At 51.5% G+C, this 15,418-nt stretch carries 14 protein-coding genes; 6 read left to right on the top strand and 8 right to left on the bottom strand.

Features of this window, described 5'->3' with window-relative positions; genetic code table 11:
* Nucleotides 1-4 precede the first annotated feature (4 nt).
* The 6 genes from J4617_RS00110 to yeiP all read right to left on the bottom strand — a co-directional run bounded on the left by J4617_RS00110 (nucleotide 5) and on the right by yeiP (nucleotide 7,305).
* The gene (locus J4617_RS00110) at nucleotides 5-1,810 is read right to left on the bottom strand and encodes an extracellular solute-binding protein (RefSeq protein ID WP_000561742.1); all 1,806 of its coding nucleotides are present in this window, start codon (nucleotides 1,808-1,810) and stop codon (nucleotides 5-7) included.
* 106 nt (nucleotides 1,811-1,916) lie between these two features.
* Complete coding sequence (locus tag J4617_RS00115; protein ID WP_000957744.1) at nucleotides 1,917-3,473, bottom strand: cyclic di-GMP phosphodiesterase; 1,557 nt, start codon at nucleotides 3,471-3,473, stop codon at nucleotides 1,917-1,919.
* A gap of 325 nt (nucleotides 3,474-3,798) precedes the next feature.
* Nucleotides 3,799-4,371, bottom strand: a complete 573-nt coding sequence (gene mepS, locus J4617_RS00120; RefSeq protein WP_000241015.1) for a bifunctional murein DD-endopeptidase/murein LD-carboxypeptidase — start codon at nucleotides 4,369-4,371, stop codon at nucleotides 3,799-3,801.
* Between the two features lie 413 nt (nucleotides 4,372-4,784).
* Nucleotides 4,785-5,504 (bottom strand): phosphatase PAP2 family protein, encoded by a 720-nt coding sequence (locus J4617_RS00125; RefSeq protein WP_000178095.1) that lies wholly within the window; start codon nucleotides 5,502-5,504, stop codon nucleotides 4,785-4,787.
* A 29-nt stretch (nucleotides 5,505-5,533) separates the two neighbouring features.
* A complete protein-coding gene (locus J4617_RS00130) occupies nucleotides 5,534-6,520 on the bottom strand; it encodes a GTP-binding protein (RefSeq protein WP_000169350.1) in 987 nt (328 codons plus the stop codon).
* 212 nt (nucleotides 6,521-6,732) lie between these two features.
* A complete protein-coding gene (yeiP, locus tag J4617_RS00135; protein ID WP_001136822.1) occupies nucleotides 6,733-7,305 on the bottom strand; it encodes an elongation factor P-like protein YeiP in 573 nt (190 codons plus the stop codon).
* Nucleotides 7,306-7,628: 323 nt separating this feature from the next.
* Here yeiP and J4617_RS00140 point away from each other — a divergent pair, with 323 nt between their 5' ends.
* The 3 genes from J4617_RS00140 (at nucleotide 7,629) to J4617_RS00150 (ending at nucleotide 9,060) form a co-directional block, all read left to right on the top strand.
* A complete protein-coding gene (locus J4617_RS00140; protein WP_010989043.1) occupies nucleotides 7,629-7,883 on the top strand; it encodes a YkgJ family cysteine cluster protein in 255 nt (84 codons plus the stop codon).
* 387 nt (nucleotides 7,884-8,270) lie between these two features.
* Complete coding sequence (locus J4617_RS00145; protein ID WP_001519564.1) at nucleotides 8,271-8,393, top strand: membrane protein; 123 nt, start codon at nucleotides 8,271-8,273, stop codon at nucleotides 8,391-8,393.
* 1 nt (nucleotide 8,394) lies between these two features.
* On the top strand, nucleotides 8,395-9,060 hold the full coding sequence (locus tag J4617_RS00150) for an LPS biosynthesis protein (RefSeq protein WP_001749129.1): 666 nt from the start codon (nucleotides 8,395-8,397) through the stop codon (nucleotides 9,058-9,060).
* Between the two features lie 64 nt (nucleotides 9,061-9,124).
* On the opposite strand, the gene setB is transcribed toward J4617_RS00150, so the two are convergent.
* A complete protein-coding gene (gene setB / locus J4617_RS00155; protein WP_000551937.1) occupies nucleotides 9,125-10,306 on the bottom strand; it encodes a sugar efflux transporter SetB in 1,182 nt (393 codons plus the stop codon).
* 368 nt (nucleotides 10,307-10,674) lie between these two features.
* On the opposite strand from setB, the gene fruB reads away from it, so the two are divergent.
* The 3 genes from fruB to fruA are packed head-to-tail and all read left to right on the top strand — an operon-like array spanning nucleotide 10,675 to nucleotide 14,448.
* Nucleotides 10,675-11,805 carry a fused PTS fructose transporter subunit IIA/HPr protein gene (gene fruB, locus J4617_RS00160; protein ID WP_000487287.1) on the top strand — a complete coding sequence of 377 codons (1,131 nt, stop codon included), beginning with the start codon at nucleotides 10,675-10,677 and terminating at the stop codon, nucleotides 11,803-11,805.
* On the top strand, nucleotides 11,805-12,743 hold the full coding sequence (gene fruK / locus J4617_RS00165; RefSeq protein ID WP_000091249.1) for a 1-phosphofructokinase: 939 nt from the start codon (nucleotides 11,805-11,807) through the stop codon (nucleotides 12,741-12,743). The genes fruB and fruK overlap by 1 nt, the downstream gene beginning before the upstream one ends.
* Nucleotides 12,744-12,759: 16 nt before the next feature.
* Nucleotides 12,760-14,448 (top strand): PTS fructose transporter subunit IIBC, encoded by a 1,689-nt coding sequence (fruA, locus tag J4617_RS00170; protein ID WP_000854408.1) that lies wholly within the window; start codon nucleotides 12,760-12,762, stop codon nucleotides 14,446-14,448.
* A gap of 64 nt (nucleotides 14,449-14,512) precedes the next feature.
* On the opposite strand, the gene nfo is transcribed toward fruA, so the two are convergent.
* Nucleotides 14,513-15,370 carry a deoxyribonuclease IV gene (nfo, locus tag J4617_RS00175; RefSeq protein ID WP_000873909.1) on the bottom strand — a complete coding sequence of 286 codons (858 nt, stop codon included), beginning with the start codon at nucleotides 15,368-15,370 and terminating at the stop codon, nucleotides 14,513-14,515.
* Between the last annotated feature and the right edge of the window lie 48 nt (nucleotides 15,371-15,418).

The following is a 15,418-nucleotide window of genomic DNA, read 5'->3' on the forward strand; positions in this document are numbered from 1 at the left end:
CTTACTACCTCCTGGCTGCCGGTAGTTTGGCGGCTTTGTTGACATCATACCACCAGGTATCTAACCCGATGGTATATACCGGGCGAATCGCCGGATGGGAGAATTTATCCCACCAGGCGAGCCTGTCTTGCGCCATATACCACATCGGCAGCATGTAATAGTTCCAGGTCAGCACGCGATCCAGCGCCCGTCCCAGCGGCACCAGTTTCGCTTTATCACCCTGCGCTGCGATAATTTGCGCGATCAGTTTATCCACCACCGGGCTTTGTACGCCGGGAGCGTTATAACTGGAGTCAATGTATTCCGACGCCCATGAGATTTGTAGATCGGAGCTGGGCCAGGGCATCGCCCGCCATAGCCTCGGCATCATGTCATAGTCGCGGCTACGCATCCGGTTGGTGAGTTGAGAATTATCAACCTGACGGATAGTCATCGTAATGCCCAGACGCTGAAGATTATGCTGGAAGGGCAGAACCCACTGGCTATTACTGCTGGCAGGAAGGAGAAGTTCAAACGTCAGGGGCTTACCGGTGACGCTATTGACCCGTTGCTGTCCGTTGATCACCCATCCGGCCTGCGTCAACAAGGCGTCAGCTTTAAGAAGATTTTCGCGATCGTAGCCGTCGCCGTTAGAGACCGGCGGCTGATAGATCTGAGTGAAGACTTCAGGAGGAAGATCTTTTTTCATCGGCGCGAGTAATACCAGTTCATCGGCGTCAGGGTAATTTCTGGCGGCGTACTCGGTATTCTGGAAGTAACTGTTGGTTCGGCTCCAGGCATTATAGAACAGCGCTTTATTCATCCACTCAAAATCGAAGGCCAGGGTGACAGCTTCACGTACCCGCCGGTCTTTAAATACCGGGCGCTGAATATTAAAGGCCAGCCAGCGTGTGTCCTGCGCCGACTCGTTTTTCTGTTCTTCTTTAATGATGTAATGATTATCGAAATTTTTACCGATATAGCGCGTTGCCCAGTTTTTAGCGTCGTTTTCCAGCCGTAGATCAAATGCGCCCGCTTTAAACGCCTCGAAAGCGACATTGTCATCAAGGTAGTAATCGTAGCGGATAGTGTCGAGGTTAAAACGTCCACGATTGACCGGCAGATTAGCCGCCCAGTAGTTTTTGACGCGTGAATAGACAATGTACTGGCCCATTTTCCACTGAGTAATCCGGTATGGCCCGCTGGCTAAGGGCGGCGTTGAAAGCGGATCGCTGAGCTTGTGATTTTTCCAGAATTTTTCGGGCATGATCGGTAATGAAAACAGACTAAGCATGTCTTCTTTACCAGGCTTCGCCAGCTCAATTCGCACGGTTAAAGGCGCAATCGCCTTCACGGTAGTACCTTTATAGACCAGACGGAACTGCGGTACGCCTTCGGTCATAAACTTATGAAAGGTAAAGGCCACATCGCGGGCGGTAATGGGCGTGCCATCGTGAAAACGAGCGCGGGGATTAATCGAGATTTCCACCCAGGAATAGTCGGCGGCATAGCGGGCATGGTCGGCAATCAGCGGGTAATAGCTTCCGGGTTCATCATCCGAGGTGGTAAAAAGCGTATCGTAAAGGGCTTCGGTACGTACGCCGGGATTGCCGCGCAGCGAATAGCGATTGAAATTATCGAACGTACCAATGGCGGAAAGCGTCATCTGACCGCCTTTCGGCGCAGCAGGATTCACATAATCAAAGTGATCAAAGTTAAAAGCATACTTAGGTTCGCCGAGTACGGCGAAAGCGTAGCTTTCTTTGATTTCCTGGGCCTGGGCGCCAGCGCTAACCAGTGCGACAAGCAGAAGCATTACGCGCGCAATCATCTGAAGGCGGTTTCCTTATCGTATTGCCCGCTGCAAACCGGCAGGCGTTTCGCTGAATAATAAGTGACGTTGCGTCTGATGTGAATCCGTTAAAACCGTAAGGGGACTACCATTCAGGCACGGAAGGCGCCGACATCCACAGCACGAAATCTTTAAGGGGTAAAGGACGGCTAATCCAGTACCCCTGCAAGTAATTAACACCGTGATCGCGTAGCCAACGGGCCTGCTCCGGCGTTTCAACGCCCTCGGCCACCGTCAGCATATTCAGGCGTCTGGAGAGCGTCAGCACGGTATCCAGAACCGGCGACGTGACGGTTTCCGTGCCGATCGCCTGGATAAAGCCGCGATCGATTTTCAGATAATCTAAAGTAAATCGCTCCAGATAAATCAGGGCGCTATGGCCTGTACCGAAATCATCTATAGCGATTTCAAACCCGGCGGAATGCAGCCATTCGAACAGTTTGGCCGCTTCATACTGCTGGAGCATATCGCGTTCAGTGATTTCCAGCACGATATGAAAATGGTGCGCGGGCAGGGCGTCCCTGAGCCGGTGCATATCCTCTTTAAAACTGTCGCTGTGCAGATGTTCCGGCGCGATGTTAATGCCAAATTTGGCACCGACGGGCATCACCTTCTGTAGCGTGGGCGCGTCGCGGGCGATCAGCTCGAACAGATGCTGCGTTAACGGTACGATAAGTTGCTGCGCTTCGGCATAGTGGATAAAGGCATCCGGCGGAATCTCGCCTGCCGTAGGGTGACGCCAGCGCAGTAAGACTTCAAGCCCGGTGACGCTCAGCGTACGAGTATCGACGACGGGCTGATAAACCACATAAAACTGCTCGTGTTTGATCGCCGTTAAAATCTCTTTGCCCGGTCGCGTCCGGAGGGCATAGATAAAGTAACAGATAAACCCTGCTACGATGCCGCTAATGCAGCCCAGCATCAACGCATACCACAAGTCATTGTAGGTCCAGCTATCGGCATAAAGCTGTATTTTAAGCGGCAGGCCGTTGATAGTTGCCTGTCGTGATGGCGCGCCCGGCAGCTCCGCGACGGTCAGCAGACGCGAAGAAAAGGTCGACAGCGCGGTATTGCCGACAATCAGCGCGATGCCGTTAAAATCATCCTGGCGCGTGGTATAGAGTAAGTAGGGCGTCAGGTTAATATTCAGCGATGTGAATACGCCGCTGTCATTTAATAATGGGTTTCGATACCAAATCACCATTGTCGGTTTGTTGGGCATCATTGGCGTGCCGGGCAGAATCGCCATAGCAACGTCTTTGCGGATATCTATATCCGGTACCAGTTGCTGAAGCGGCATATTCATGGCGCCAGTGGCGGAAGAGCAGAACACTTTTTTATCTTTAATCAATAAGAAGGCGCGGACATTAAGGCTAAAAGCGGCTCTTGAGGTGAGTTCTGCGCCAACCTGCTGACAGGTGTTGATCGTCAACGGCTGAAGAATATCGGTGGTGGCTTTCAGGTCGGCGAAATAGCTGGCCAGGTAATGTTGTACATCAGAAAGGAGCGTATTGTATTTAACATCCCGTTTATGCCACGACAGGAAAAATTGCAGGCTACCAATAAGTAATGCTGCCGCTATCCCCGTAATGATACAGGTAAGCAGGATTTTCCGACCGGAAGAGGAGTCGCGTGTAAGCATAATTCCTGGTGTGACCTGAAAAGGCGGATGCCGGTTAAACTGGTTGATTTATAAGACTATAGCCTGGATTACCCCGGATAGTCATGCTTTTCTGTGATGCGCAGGAAAGCGTATTGTCGCAGTAGTCGTTGGCGGAAACGACCTGAATGTCTGATGACGCTATGTTTATCAGGCCTATGTTCGTGTGTTGTAGGCTGGATAAGAGGCGACACGTCGCTATTCGGTAAAACGGGTTCAGAAGGGATAATAAGCAAAAGCACTGCTGAAGCAGTGCTTTTTATGTCGTCTCATCAGGTAAGCCAAGGGAGGTGCTGCCTGATGAAGATTAACTGCGGCTCAGAACTCGACGCGCTTCATTGTAGCGTTTTTTCCAGTACGGTTCGTTCATACTGGAGATAATGACGCCGCTACTGGTAGACGCATGGACAAACTGGTTATTGCCGATATAAATACCGACATGGCGACCAGTGGAGCCGGCGCGGAACAGAACCAGATCGCCCGTACGCAGGTTATTGCGTGAAACCGCTTTGCCCATTTCCTGCTGTTCATAGGTTGAACGCGGAAGCTCTAAACCAAACTGTTCACGGAAGGTGCGCTGTACAAAGCTGGAACAGTCGACGCCTTTCTTAGTGCTGCCGCCCAGGCGGTAACGCACGCCTTTCCAGTCAGCATACTGATCCATAATCCGCGACTTAACGTCGAGGTTACGCACCATATTTTCAAATTCATCCTGAGAGGCTTGCAGTGAAGAGCTATCGCTATTGCCCACAGCATGCGTCTCAGAATGCATATTCTTTGCGGTATTGGTGGTTGTGCTACAAGCAGAAAGCAGAACCGCAACTGCAATCGCAGGAATCCCGCGCAAAATATATCTCAAAATCGGTTGAGATTTGACCATGTTGTTTGTTTTCCCTTGAAGTCCTTAACGATAAATATCGTTATAAAAATGCCAAACGTGATGAGACTAATTACCTGCACAGCTTGAGACAATTCTTTGTGCACAAATCTGTGGCGGAACGCACAAATTTATTCGCAATGAGAATAATTATCTGGCGAGGCAAAACGAGTTTGAGATTACCCGATTGTTGCTGTCATTGCGAGCGATTTCGCGTGATTTTTTATAAGAATTTATGATACAAAAAGTGAACTATCAGCACGGGTCAAATTAAGCGCAAATCGTTTAAAAATCGGGCAAACTGTTCATTTTGCAGAGGAATAATATGACCGAAAAATGATGGGCTGGGGGAATATCATCATAAATTACCTTCAACGATGTAAAACTATCGCTGAAGGTAATGTTAATTACATAGGTTATTTGTTTAAAATTTGTTTATTTCCGCCCGGGAGATAATTCTCAAAAAGCGCTATCGCCCGGTCGCTGAGCGGGGTCATCAGCCACCAGGGGAGGCCAATCAAAATAACCGTGAGCGACCCGACCACAATATCGGTGAACCAGTGAGCGCCAATCATAACGCGCGGAAACGCGAAAACCACAAATATAATAAGGGCGATAATCCCCGCAGTTTTGCCGAAATAACGCAGCATAAAGGCGGAAAATATCAGCAGCATCATACCGTGATCGCCTGGGAAACTGTCTTTTGACGCGTCTTTTGTCGGGATGTGCAGCAACTCGCTGACGCGATAAATATGCTCAAAAGAGAGCGTTGGGCTGGCGCGCTTGACGGGGATCAGCGCCTGACCGAGTTGGTTAAGCACCACCGCTGTTAGTAGCATGACCAATCCGATTATCACAATGCGCCGCCGGCCCGATGCGTTTTCTTTTAGCCAGAAACTGAGCATCAGTCCGCCCATCGCCAGCAGCGAACAGCCGTCAAACGCCCGATTATTGGTAATAGCGACCCACCAGAGGAACGCGTGGCTTTCCACCAGTTTCTGGTTAAAGAAGTGGAATATGCCGGAATCAATGGTGAACCAGAAGCCGTGATTGACGGGAAGATACCATGACAAAAACAGCGCCAGACCGGCGGCATTAAGCAGAATTATCAAGGAATAGCGGGTTTTCATCGTCATTTCGCCATAGTTTTTAAACGGTGGCAACCTTACGCGTGCGTCGCTAAACGAAGCTTCAACAAGGCCGTCTGTAACGTATTCCAGTCGGTTTCTGTGTTTGAGATAAGTTCAACCCGGCTGTCCGGCGGCGCGACACTCTGTGTTTCGATGTGCAGGTCATCGCCCTGGCGATTGATGCGTACCAGCCCCTCTTGTATGCGCATAACGCCTTTCACCCGGCCCACCGGCGCCAGACGCGCCCATTCGAGGAGGCCAATGGTGTCAAACACGGTATCGGCATCGAAAATCCAGCCGCAGGCCTGATGACCTTGTCCGCTATTGAGGCTGCGTCGCCAGCGCTGCTGGGCGGGCAGATTTAGCGCGGCGAGTCCTTTTTTACTGGCATGAGTGTGAGAATGCGCGGCGCTGGCCGGCAGTTCCGCCAGATTTTGTCGCGGTAAATCCAGAAGCTTACCGTCTATCTGTCCATGTTCGGCATGAATCAGTTGACGATCGCCGCCGTACTGTCGCCACCACTGTTGCAGGGCGGCATCGCTCTGCGCCGTGGCGCGATCGGTCTTATTGGCGATGATAATATCGGCTGAGGCGAGCTGATCGCGGAAATTTTCATTGGCGACACTCTGTTGGTCCAGTAGCAGACGAGGGTCAAGGATGCAGAGCGTGGCGCGTAAATCAATCCACGGCTCATAAACCGGCGCAGTTAATAAATCCAGAATCTGTTTTGGGTGCCCCAGTCCGGTTGGTTCAATCAGCAACCGGTCAGGTTTGCCCTGGCGCAGCAGCGTGTTGAGCCCCACCTGCATAGGCAATCCATTGACGCAGCACATGCAGCCGCCGGGGATCTCTTTTAGCAGTGCGCCGCTGTCGGCAAGCAGCGCGCCGTCAATACCCACTTCACCAAATTCATTAACCAGGACGGCCCACTTTTCAGCCGGATCTTTATGAGCTAATAAATGAAGGATAGAGGTGGTTTTTCCGCTACCGAGAAATCCAGTAATAAGATTGGTTTTGGTCACGTCAGCTCCAGGATATTGATACAACATAACAACTTTTAATAATCCTGGCGAATAAACGTGAAAAAGAGAAGTGCTGAGTTGACGAAGTCGTGCTTCTGCCATCTTAAGAGCAGAAAATGTTAAATTTTTAACGTTTCTCTTGCCTGGTGCAGAACAGTCAATAAATAAAAGGGGCAGACTGCGCCCTGGGGCGCAGCCGAAAAATGTGAAACTTAATCCGCGCGCCCCATATAACGGCGCTCTTCGATATGAATGCGGATTTTCTCACCTGCGCTCAGGTATTCGGGAACCTGAATCACCAGACCGGTGCTTAATGTCGCGGGTTTGTTACGTGCGCTGGCGGACGCTCCTTTAATACCCGGCGCGGTTTCGACGATTTCCAGATCCACGGTCTGCGGAAGCTCTAGCGCCAGCAGTTGGCCGTCCCAGGTCAGAACCTGCATATCCGGCATTCCGCCTTCAGGCATAAACAGCAACTCTTCTTCAATCTGATCTTTGGTGAAGGTATACGGCGTATAGTCTTCTTTATCCATGAACACATATTCGTTGCCATCGACATAAGAAAAGTCAACGCCGCGACGGCTCAGGGTGACGGTATCAACGATATCGTCGCCTTTGAAACGTTCTTCCACTTTCAGACCGGTGCGGACATCGGAAAAACGCATTTTATACAGTGTGGCGGCGCCACGGGCGGTAGGCGACTGAATGTCGATATCTTTCACAATCAGCAATTTGCCGTTGTAGTTCAGTACCATACCTTTTTTGATTTCGTTCGCTCTTGGCATCGAGGAGATCCTGTTGTAGAGATTATCTAAAATATCGCGTAAAACTACTCGCGCCGGGCCGTCCAGGCAAGTGGAATTGTCACTTTTGCTGGTGCAAAAAAGGTGATACTGTTCGCCCGCTTTCCGCTCCGCGTTCAACGAGAATACGCGATGGCATGTCGCCCGGAGGGGGGAAGTGTGCTGTGTTGTCCCTTCTGTTTCCAGCCTTGTCTTCGGAATGTCTGAGGGCAGGTCTGATCATGATGACGTCCACATTTTAAATCTGGATTTTTCTTTGGACAAATTCTGTTATCTTTCATTTGGTTATAAATAGAGGGCTGAGCATGGACTGTCGTAGCGGTTGTGGCGCTTGCTGTATTGCGCCTTCAATTTCGTCGCCGATACCCGGAATGCCGTATGGCAAGCCGATGAATACCAGATGCGTGCAGCTTTCGGAAGATAACTTGTGCCTTATCTTTGGCTCGCCTTTACGCCCAAAAGTGTGCTCTGGTTTGCAACCGACAGGGGACATGTGTTTAACGACCCGGGAAGAGGCCATTATTTATTTGCTGGAACTCGAACAGAAAACCTTACCATGAGCTATGCCGTTTTTGATAAACGTGCAGGGGCTTACGTTATATCCCGAAATAGTCTGCAAAAGCTGCGCCTCAAATTACCTCCTTTTACCATTAAATAGCGTAATACATGCTTCCCTTATTTCGTGGCTTCTGAAGCGGTAGATGTCGCCGCTCAACCCCGTTGGTGCCTGAACGTGTACCGAATAAACCGTCACATAAAACAAAAACGATCAATTTTATTTATATGATAGTTTTTATCTATTAAAAAGAGGAATTTTGATCGATTTTAATTATTTATAACGATCGATATCATGAATTTGATAGTTTATATCTATCATTGATGTATTTACCGATCGATATAACCAGTGTGAATGTGTTGTTATTTTCCTTTAAAATACTCGAATTCTTATGTGTGGGTTTTATCTTATGAAGAAATATACGTTCGCAGCCAGGGCGTTTATTTTTACGCTGGTGTTGCTTTTTGTTATTTCAGTATTCGGGTTGACTATTAGCGTTTTAAAAGGGATGTGAAATGCGGGGAGAAAATAGTGAAATTGATTTAGTCGACGTTTCCTTATTCCTTATAAGAAAATGGCTAAGTATCGTGATCGTTACCTTTATTTTTGTCGCCATTGGCTATGTTTTTGTGAGCGTGCAGCATGATACAAAGGTTGTGAGTATTACAATCAAACCTAATCTGGATACGCCTGCTACCTATGCGTTATGTGGCTATACTAATGATATTCAATGTAAAACAACGGTTATCCTTAACCAGTTTAGCCGTTTCTTGCCTGCGGAATATAAAAATAAAATAAGTTTTGACGCGAAAAATCAGCTTGTCCTTTTTAAGGCGCAGGGGAGGGAAGAAAGCGTCAATAATATTATTTCCACCCTGAAAAATAGCGTCGATAAAATGGCAGCATGGTATATCGATGATGGTGACATTAAACGTTATAGCGTGCATAAAAACATGTTACAAACGGAAACATATACAAAGCTATCCTTGTTATCGGAGGCGGTTAAAAATAATGCTAACATTGAAGTGATAGATGTTGCTGTCACACCAAAATATAAGATGCGGCTGGTGTTGGTTCTTTGCGGACTGATGGGCGTAATTTTCTCAATAACCGGTCTCTTATGTAAGAGGGCGCTAACAGAATATCGTATTGAGAAAAAGACAATGAATGACCGCGCATGAACATCGCGCAGAAATAAATTCTGCGCTGAAATGTGTCGAAGAGTAAAAGTATCAGGCTTGCAAGTTAAACATCTTTAATACGCGCCAGGCAGAACATGGTGGCGACAATCATGACTAACGCAAACCAGAAGACCGCATGATAATTCCAGATTTCTGCGGCGATTCCCGCCAGCGAACCGGCAATGATCCAGCCGACGCGAATGGTATTGGTATACAGCGTGGTGGCTGAACCCGCCTGGCCTGGCATGAGATCCTGAAAATAGAGCATGCCAATCCCGCCAAGAATGCCGATGTAAATCGCGTTCAGCAACTGCAAGCCGAGCAACGTCGCCGGTGCGTGCGCCAGCAACATACCCACATAAAAGCACAGTCCGGCGACAACGGCGATGCACATTAACAGGCGTTTTCCCAACCGTTTGGCGAAGTAACCTGCAATCAGCATTGTGGGAATCTCCAGCCCGGCGGCGGTGCCCATCATCACGCCTGCAAGTTTTTCCGGAAGATGCAGCTCATTGATGATAAACAGCGGCATATTAATGATATACAGGCTGTTAGTTCCCCACATTAACGTACAGATGACAAACAGCAACAGCGTATCGCGGCGATTACGACGCGGTGCTTCCAGCGTGCCGGTCGCCAGCGGCGCATCTTTGCGCATTGACGGTAAAAAGAACCACACCATGACGCCGCAGACGATAAAAGCTACCGCCGCGCTCAAATACATCACCGTAAAGCTAAAACCCATCGCCAGCGCATAGGCCAGCGGCGGCCCAATGACCCAGGCCAATGAGACCTGGGCGCGGAGGATTGAGCTGAACATCACCGCTTCACGACCTGTACGATCGGCATGTTCTCGGGCCAGCGCAAACATCTGCGGGTTGGCGGTAGAGCCGAAGCTACTGAGAAAGACGCCGATGAACAGCAAAATAAAGTAGTTGCGGTTCCAGGCAAACAACACGCAGGCCAACATGCCCAGCACGCAACAGAAAACGATCAGTTTTTTGCGATCGCCTTTTTTATCTGAGCGACCCGCCAGAAACTGGCTCACGATAATGCCGATAACCGCGCTGCCGGTAAAAAAGAAACCCACCATGCCGGGACGGGCGTGAACCTCATCCGTCAGAAAAATACTGAGCGTCGGCGTCTGTAACGCACCGGCAATACCGGTGAGAAAAGCGACGATCAAAAAGGCGGTAGACGTCAGGTCAAACGATTTGGGCGCAGCGGCGGCGGGACTGTTGTGCATGTTTCTATATCAGTGGTGTGAAGAGAGGCGGAGTTTACGCTGCCCATCAGAAAATAAACAGGCGTCTGAATCAAAATCGACACGAAAAATCAAAATAGCATTCCAGTTTGTTACCAGGGCGTGCTGACGCAAGCTGAAAGAAAAAAGCTGAAGCCTTTTATGCGTCAGCTATTGAGGGTCTGTTGGAGAAAAAATGTGCTTCACCTCAAAAAATTGCTACAAAACCGGTAACTTTTCTTGCGTGCTGAAGCAGAAAGATCCAGACTTCTTGAAACGTTTCAGCGCGATCTGGTTTTTTTGATAACTCAGATTGGCGCTTTTTTTCTCATAGTAGCTGAATCGTTTCAATTCAGCAGGAGAGGAGACACATGTTCCAGTTATCGGTTCAGGACATTCATCCGGGCGAGCAGGCCGGAAATAAAGAAGAGGCCATTCGGCAAATCGCCGCCGCGTTAGCGCAGGCGGGGAATGTGGCGGGCGGCTATGTTGACGGTATGCTGGCGCGCGAACAGCAAACCTCGACCTTTCTTGGCAATGGTATTGCGATTCCCCATGGCACAACAGACACGCGCGATCAGGTGCTGAAAACCGGCGTCCAGGTCTTTCAATTTCCGCAGGGCGTTACCTGGGGAGAAGGCCAGGTCGCCTACGTGGCGATTGGTATTGCCGCCAGTTCGGACGAACACCTTGGCCTGCTGCGTCAGCTGACGCATGTGCTGAGCGATGACTCCGTGGCTGAACAGCTGAAATCCGCGACAACGGCGGAAGAGCTGCGCGCATTGCTGATGGGCGAGAAGCAAAGTGAACAATTAAAACTTGATAACGAGACGATGACGCTGGATGTCATCGCCAGCTCGCTGGTCACATTGCAGGCGCTAAATGCGGCGCGTCTGAAAGAGGCGGGAGCGGTTGATGCGGCGTTCGTCGCAAAAACGATTAACGATAGTCCGATGAATCTGGGACAAGGCATCTGGCTGAACGACAGCGCGGAAGGCAATTTGCGCAGCGCTGTTGCGGTAAGCCGTGCGACCCAGGCGTTTGACGTAGAGGGTGAAAAAGCAGCCTTATTAGTCACTGTCGCGATGAACGACGAGCAGCCGATTGCCGTGCTAAAACGCCTCGGCGACCTGTTGCTGAACAATAAAGCCGATCGTCTGCTGAGCGCTGACGCCGCGACGCTGCTGGCGTTGCTGACCAGTGATGATGCGCTGACGGATGACGTACTGAGCGCGGAATTTGTAGTGCGTAATGAGCATGGTCTCCATGCCCGTCCGGGCACCATGCTGGTGAATACGATTAAACAATTTAACAGTGAAATTACCGTGACAAACCTTGATGGAACCGGCAAACCGGCAAACGGACGTAGTCTGATGAAAGTGGTGGCATTAGGCGTGAAGAAAGGCCATCGTCTGCGCTTTACCGCGCAGGGTGAAGATGCTGAACAGGCGCTGAAAGCGATTGGCGATGCGATCGCCGCCGGTCTCGGGGAGGGCGCATAATGAGCAGGCGTGTTGCCACCATTACCCTTAATCCGGCTTACGATCTGGTTGGGTTTTGCCCTGAAATCGAACGCGGCGAAGTGAACCTGGTGAAAACCACGGGTCTGCACGCGGCGGGCAAAGGCATTAACGTTGCCAAAGTGCTGAAAGACTTAGGCATCGACGTCACCGTCGGCGGTTTTCTCGGTAAAGATAACCAGGACGGTTTTCAGCAATTATTCAGCGAACTGGGCATCGCTAACCGCTTTCAGGTGGTTCAGGGCCGGACCCGCATCAACGTGAAGCTGACGGAAAAAGATGGCGAAGTGACCGACTTCAACTTTTCCGGCTTTGACGTGACCCCCGCAGACTGGGAACGCTTTGTTAACGACTCCCTGAGCTGGCTGGGCCAGTTCGATATGGTCTGCGTCAGCGGTAGCTTACCGGCTGGCGTGAGTCCGGAAGCGTTCACCGACTGGATGACGCGTCTGCGCAGCCAGTGTCCATGCATTATCTTTGATAGTAGCCGTGAAGCGTTAGTCGCCGGTCTTAAAGCTGCGCCGTGGCTGGTGAAACCGAATCGCCGCGAACTGGAAATTTGGGCGGGTCGTAAGCTCCCGGAAATGAAAGATGTAATTGATGCGGCGCACGCGTTACGCGAACAGGGTATCGCTCATGTGGTGATTTCGCTGGGGGCGGAAGGCGCGCTGTGGGTTAACGCCTCAGGAGAATGGATCGCTAAACCACCGGCAGTGGACGTGGTAAGTACCGTCGGCGCAGGCGATTCCATGGTTGGCGGATTGATTTACGGCCTGCTGATGCGCGAGTCCAGCGAACATACGCTGCGTCTGGCGACGGCGGTTGCCGCGCTGGCGGTCAGCCAGAGCAATGTGGGTATTACCGATCGTCCTCAGTTGGCCGCAATGATGGCGCGTGTCGACTTACAACCGTTTAACTGACAGCAGGAGAGGCATAATGAAAACGCTGCTGATAATTGACGCTAATCTCGGCCAGGCTCGCGCTTACATGGCGAAAACCCTGCTTGGAGCGGCGGCGCATAAAGCAAATCTGGAAATTATCGACAATCCGAATGATGCTGAGCTGGCGATCGTGCTGGGCGAATCTCTGCCGAACGACAATGCTCTGAACGGCAAAAAGGTTTGGCTGGGGGATATTGGTCGCGCCGTCGCGCATCCGGAACTGTTTCTGAGTGAAGCCAAAAGCCATGCGACCCCTTACAGCGCCCCTGCTGCGGCTGCTCCTGCGGCGAGCGGCGGTCCGAAACGCGTGGTCGCGGTAACGGCCTGCCCGACCGGCGTCGCTCATACTTTTATGGCGGCTGAAGCCATTGAAACAGAAGCGAAAAAACGCGGCTGGTGGGTAAAAGTCGAAACGCGCGGCTCCGTGGGGGCCGGCAATGCCATCACCCCGGAAGAGGTGGCGGAAGCGGATTTAGTGATTGTGGCGGCGGATATCGAAGTGGATCTGGCGAAGTTTGCCGGTCTCCCGATGTACCGCACGTCGACCGGCCTGGCGCTGAAAAAGACGGCGCAGGAGCTGGATAAAGCCGTAGCGGAAGCGACGCCGTATCAACCGGCGGGTAAGGCATCGCAAGCGGCGACCGAAGGGAAGAAAGAGAGCGCTGGCGCATACCGGCATCTGTTGACGGGCGTTTCTTACATGCTGCCTATGGTGGTTGCCGGGGGACTGTGTATTGCGCTTTCCTTCGCCTTTGGTATTGAAGCCTTTAAGGTGCCGGACACGCTGGCGGCGGCGCTGATGCAGATTGGCGGCGGTTCGGCGTTTGCGCTGATGGTGCCGGTACTGGCGGGCTATATCGCTTTCTCCATCGCGGATCGCCCAGGCCTTACGCCAGGTCTGATTGGCGGTATGCTGGCGGTTAGCACCGGTTCCGGTTTTATCGGCGGGATCATTGCCGGCTTCCTTGCCGGGTATATGGCGAAGCTTATCAGTACCAAACTGAAACTTCCGCAAAGTATGGAAGCGCTGAAGCCAATCCTGATCATCCCGTTAATTTCCAGTCTGGTGGTGGGGCTGGCGATGATTTACCTGATCGGTAAACCGGTTGCCGGGATTCTGGAAGGGCTCACCCACTGGCTGCAAACCATGGGGACGGCAAACGCGGTGCTGCTGGGCGCGATTCTCGGCGGGATGATGTGTACCGACATGGGTGGCCCGGTGAACAAAGCGGCGTATGCGTTTGGTGTTGGTCTGCTGAGTACGCAAACTTACGCGCCGATGGCGGCGATCATGGCCGCAGGTATGGTACCGCCGTTAGCGCTGGGTCTGGCGACGATGGTGGCGCGCCGTAAGTTCGACAAAGCGCAGCAGGAAGGCGGTAAAGCGGCGTTGGTGCTGGGGCTGTGCTTTATCACTGAAGGCGCTATTCCGTTTGCGGCACGCGACCCGATGCGTGTACTGCCGTGCTGTATCGTTGGCGGCGCGTTGACCGGGGCCATTTCTATGGCGGTAGGCGCAAAATTGATGGCGCCGCATGGCGGTCTGTTTGTTCTGCTTATCCCAGGCGCAATTACGCCGGTATTGGGATACCTGCTGGCAATTGTGGCCGGTACGCTGGTGGCAGGGCTGGCTTATGCCGTCCTGAAACGTCCGGAGACGGAAGTCGCGGCAAAAGCGGCATAAGAGAAACACGCTAAAAAAGGCAGAGCGCGCTCTGCCTTTTTTATTGCCTGAAGAACATTGAGCGTCAGGCCATCGCTTCGGCAATTTGCTGGGCTTTTAACCACGCAATCTCTTCCGCCCAGATATCAGGATTGATGGTCTCCAGTATCAGCGGAATACCGTCAAAACGCCCATCCTGCATAATCCAACGAAACGCATCGTGGCCGATATTGCCTTCACCCAGACTGTGATGGCGGTCAACGCGGCTACCGAAGGCGCTTTTGGCGTCGTTCAGGTGCATTCCGCGCAAATACTGAAATCCGACAATTTTCCCGAATTCGGCGAATGTTTTTTCGCACGCCTCTGGCGTACGCAGATCGTATCCGGCGGCAAAGGCATGGCAGGTATCGATACAGACGCCAACGCGCGACTTATCTTCCACGCCGTCGATGATGGCGGCTAACTGTTCAAACTCAAACCCCAGATTACTGCCCTGACCGGCTGTATTTTCGATAACCGCCGTAACGCCCTCGGTCTGCGCGAGGGCAATATTGATGGATTCCGCGATCCGCGCCAGGCAATCCTCCTGTGCAATCTGCATCAGATGGCTACCGGGATGAAAATTAAGCAAGGTTAAGCCGAGTTGTTCACAGCGTTGCATTTCATCGAGAAAGGCATCGCGTGATTTTTCCAGCGCTTCACTGACCGGATGGCCCAGATTAATCAGGTAACTATCGTGGGGAAGGATTTGCGCCGCTGAAAAATGATACTTTTCACAGGCGATTTTAAAGTCATCAATGACCTGGGGAGTAAGGGGGGCGGCACGCCACTGACGCTGGTTTTTTGTGAAAAGCGCAAAGGCCGTTGCGCCAATTTCAGCCGCGCGGGCAGGGGCGTTAGCCAGACCGCCAGCAGCGCTGACGTGCGCTCCGATGTATTTCATAAAAGACTCCTGTTAAACCCGCTAACGGTTCATTACGAACGCTATGAT

Source organism: Salmonella sp. 32010601201800023SM, assembly GCF_017572235.1.
Taxonomy (GTDB): Bacteria; Pseudomonadota; Gammaproteobacteria; order Enterobacterales; family Enterobacteriaceae; genus Salmonella; species Salmonella enterica.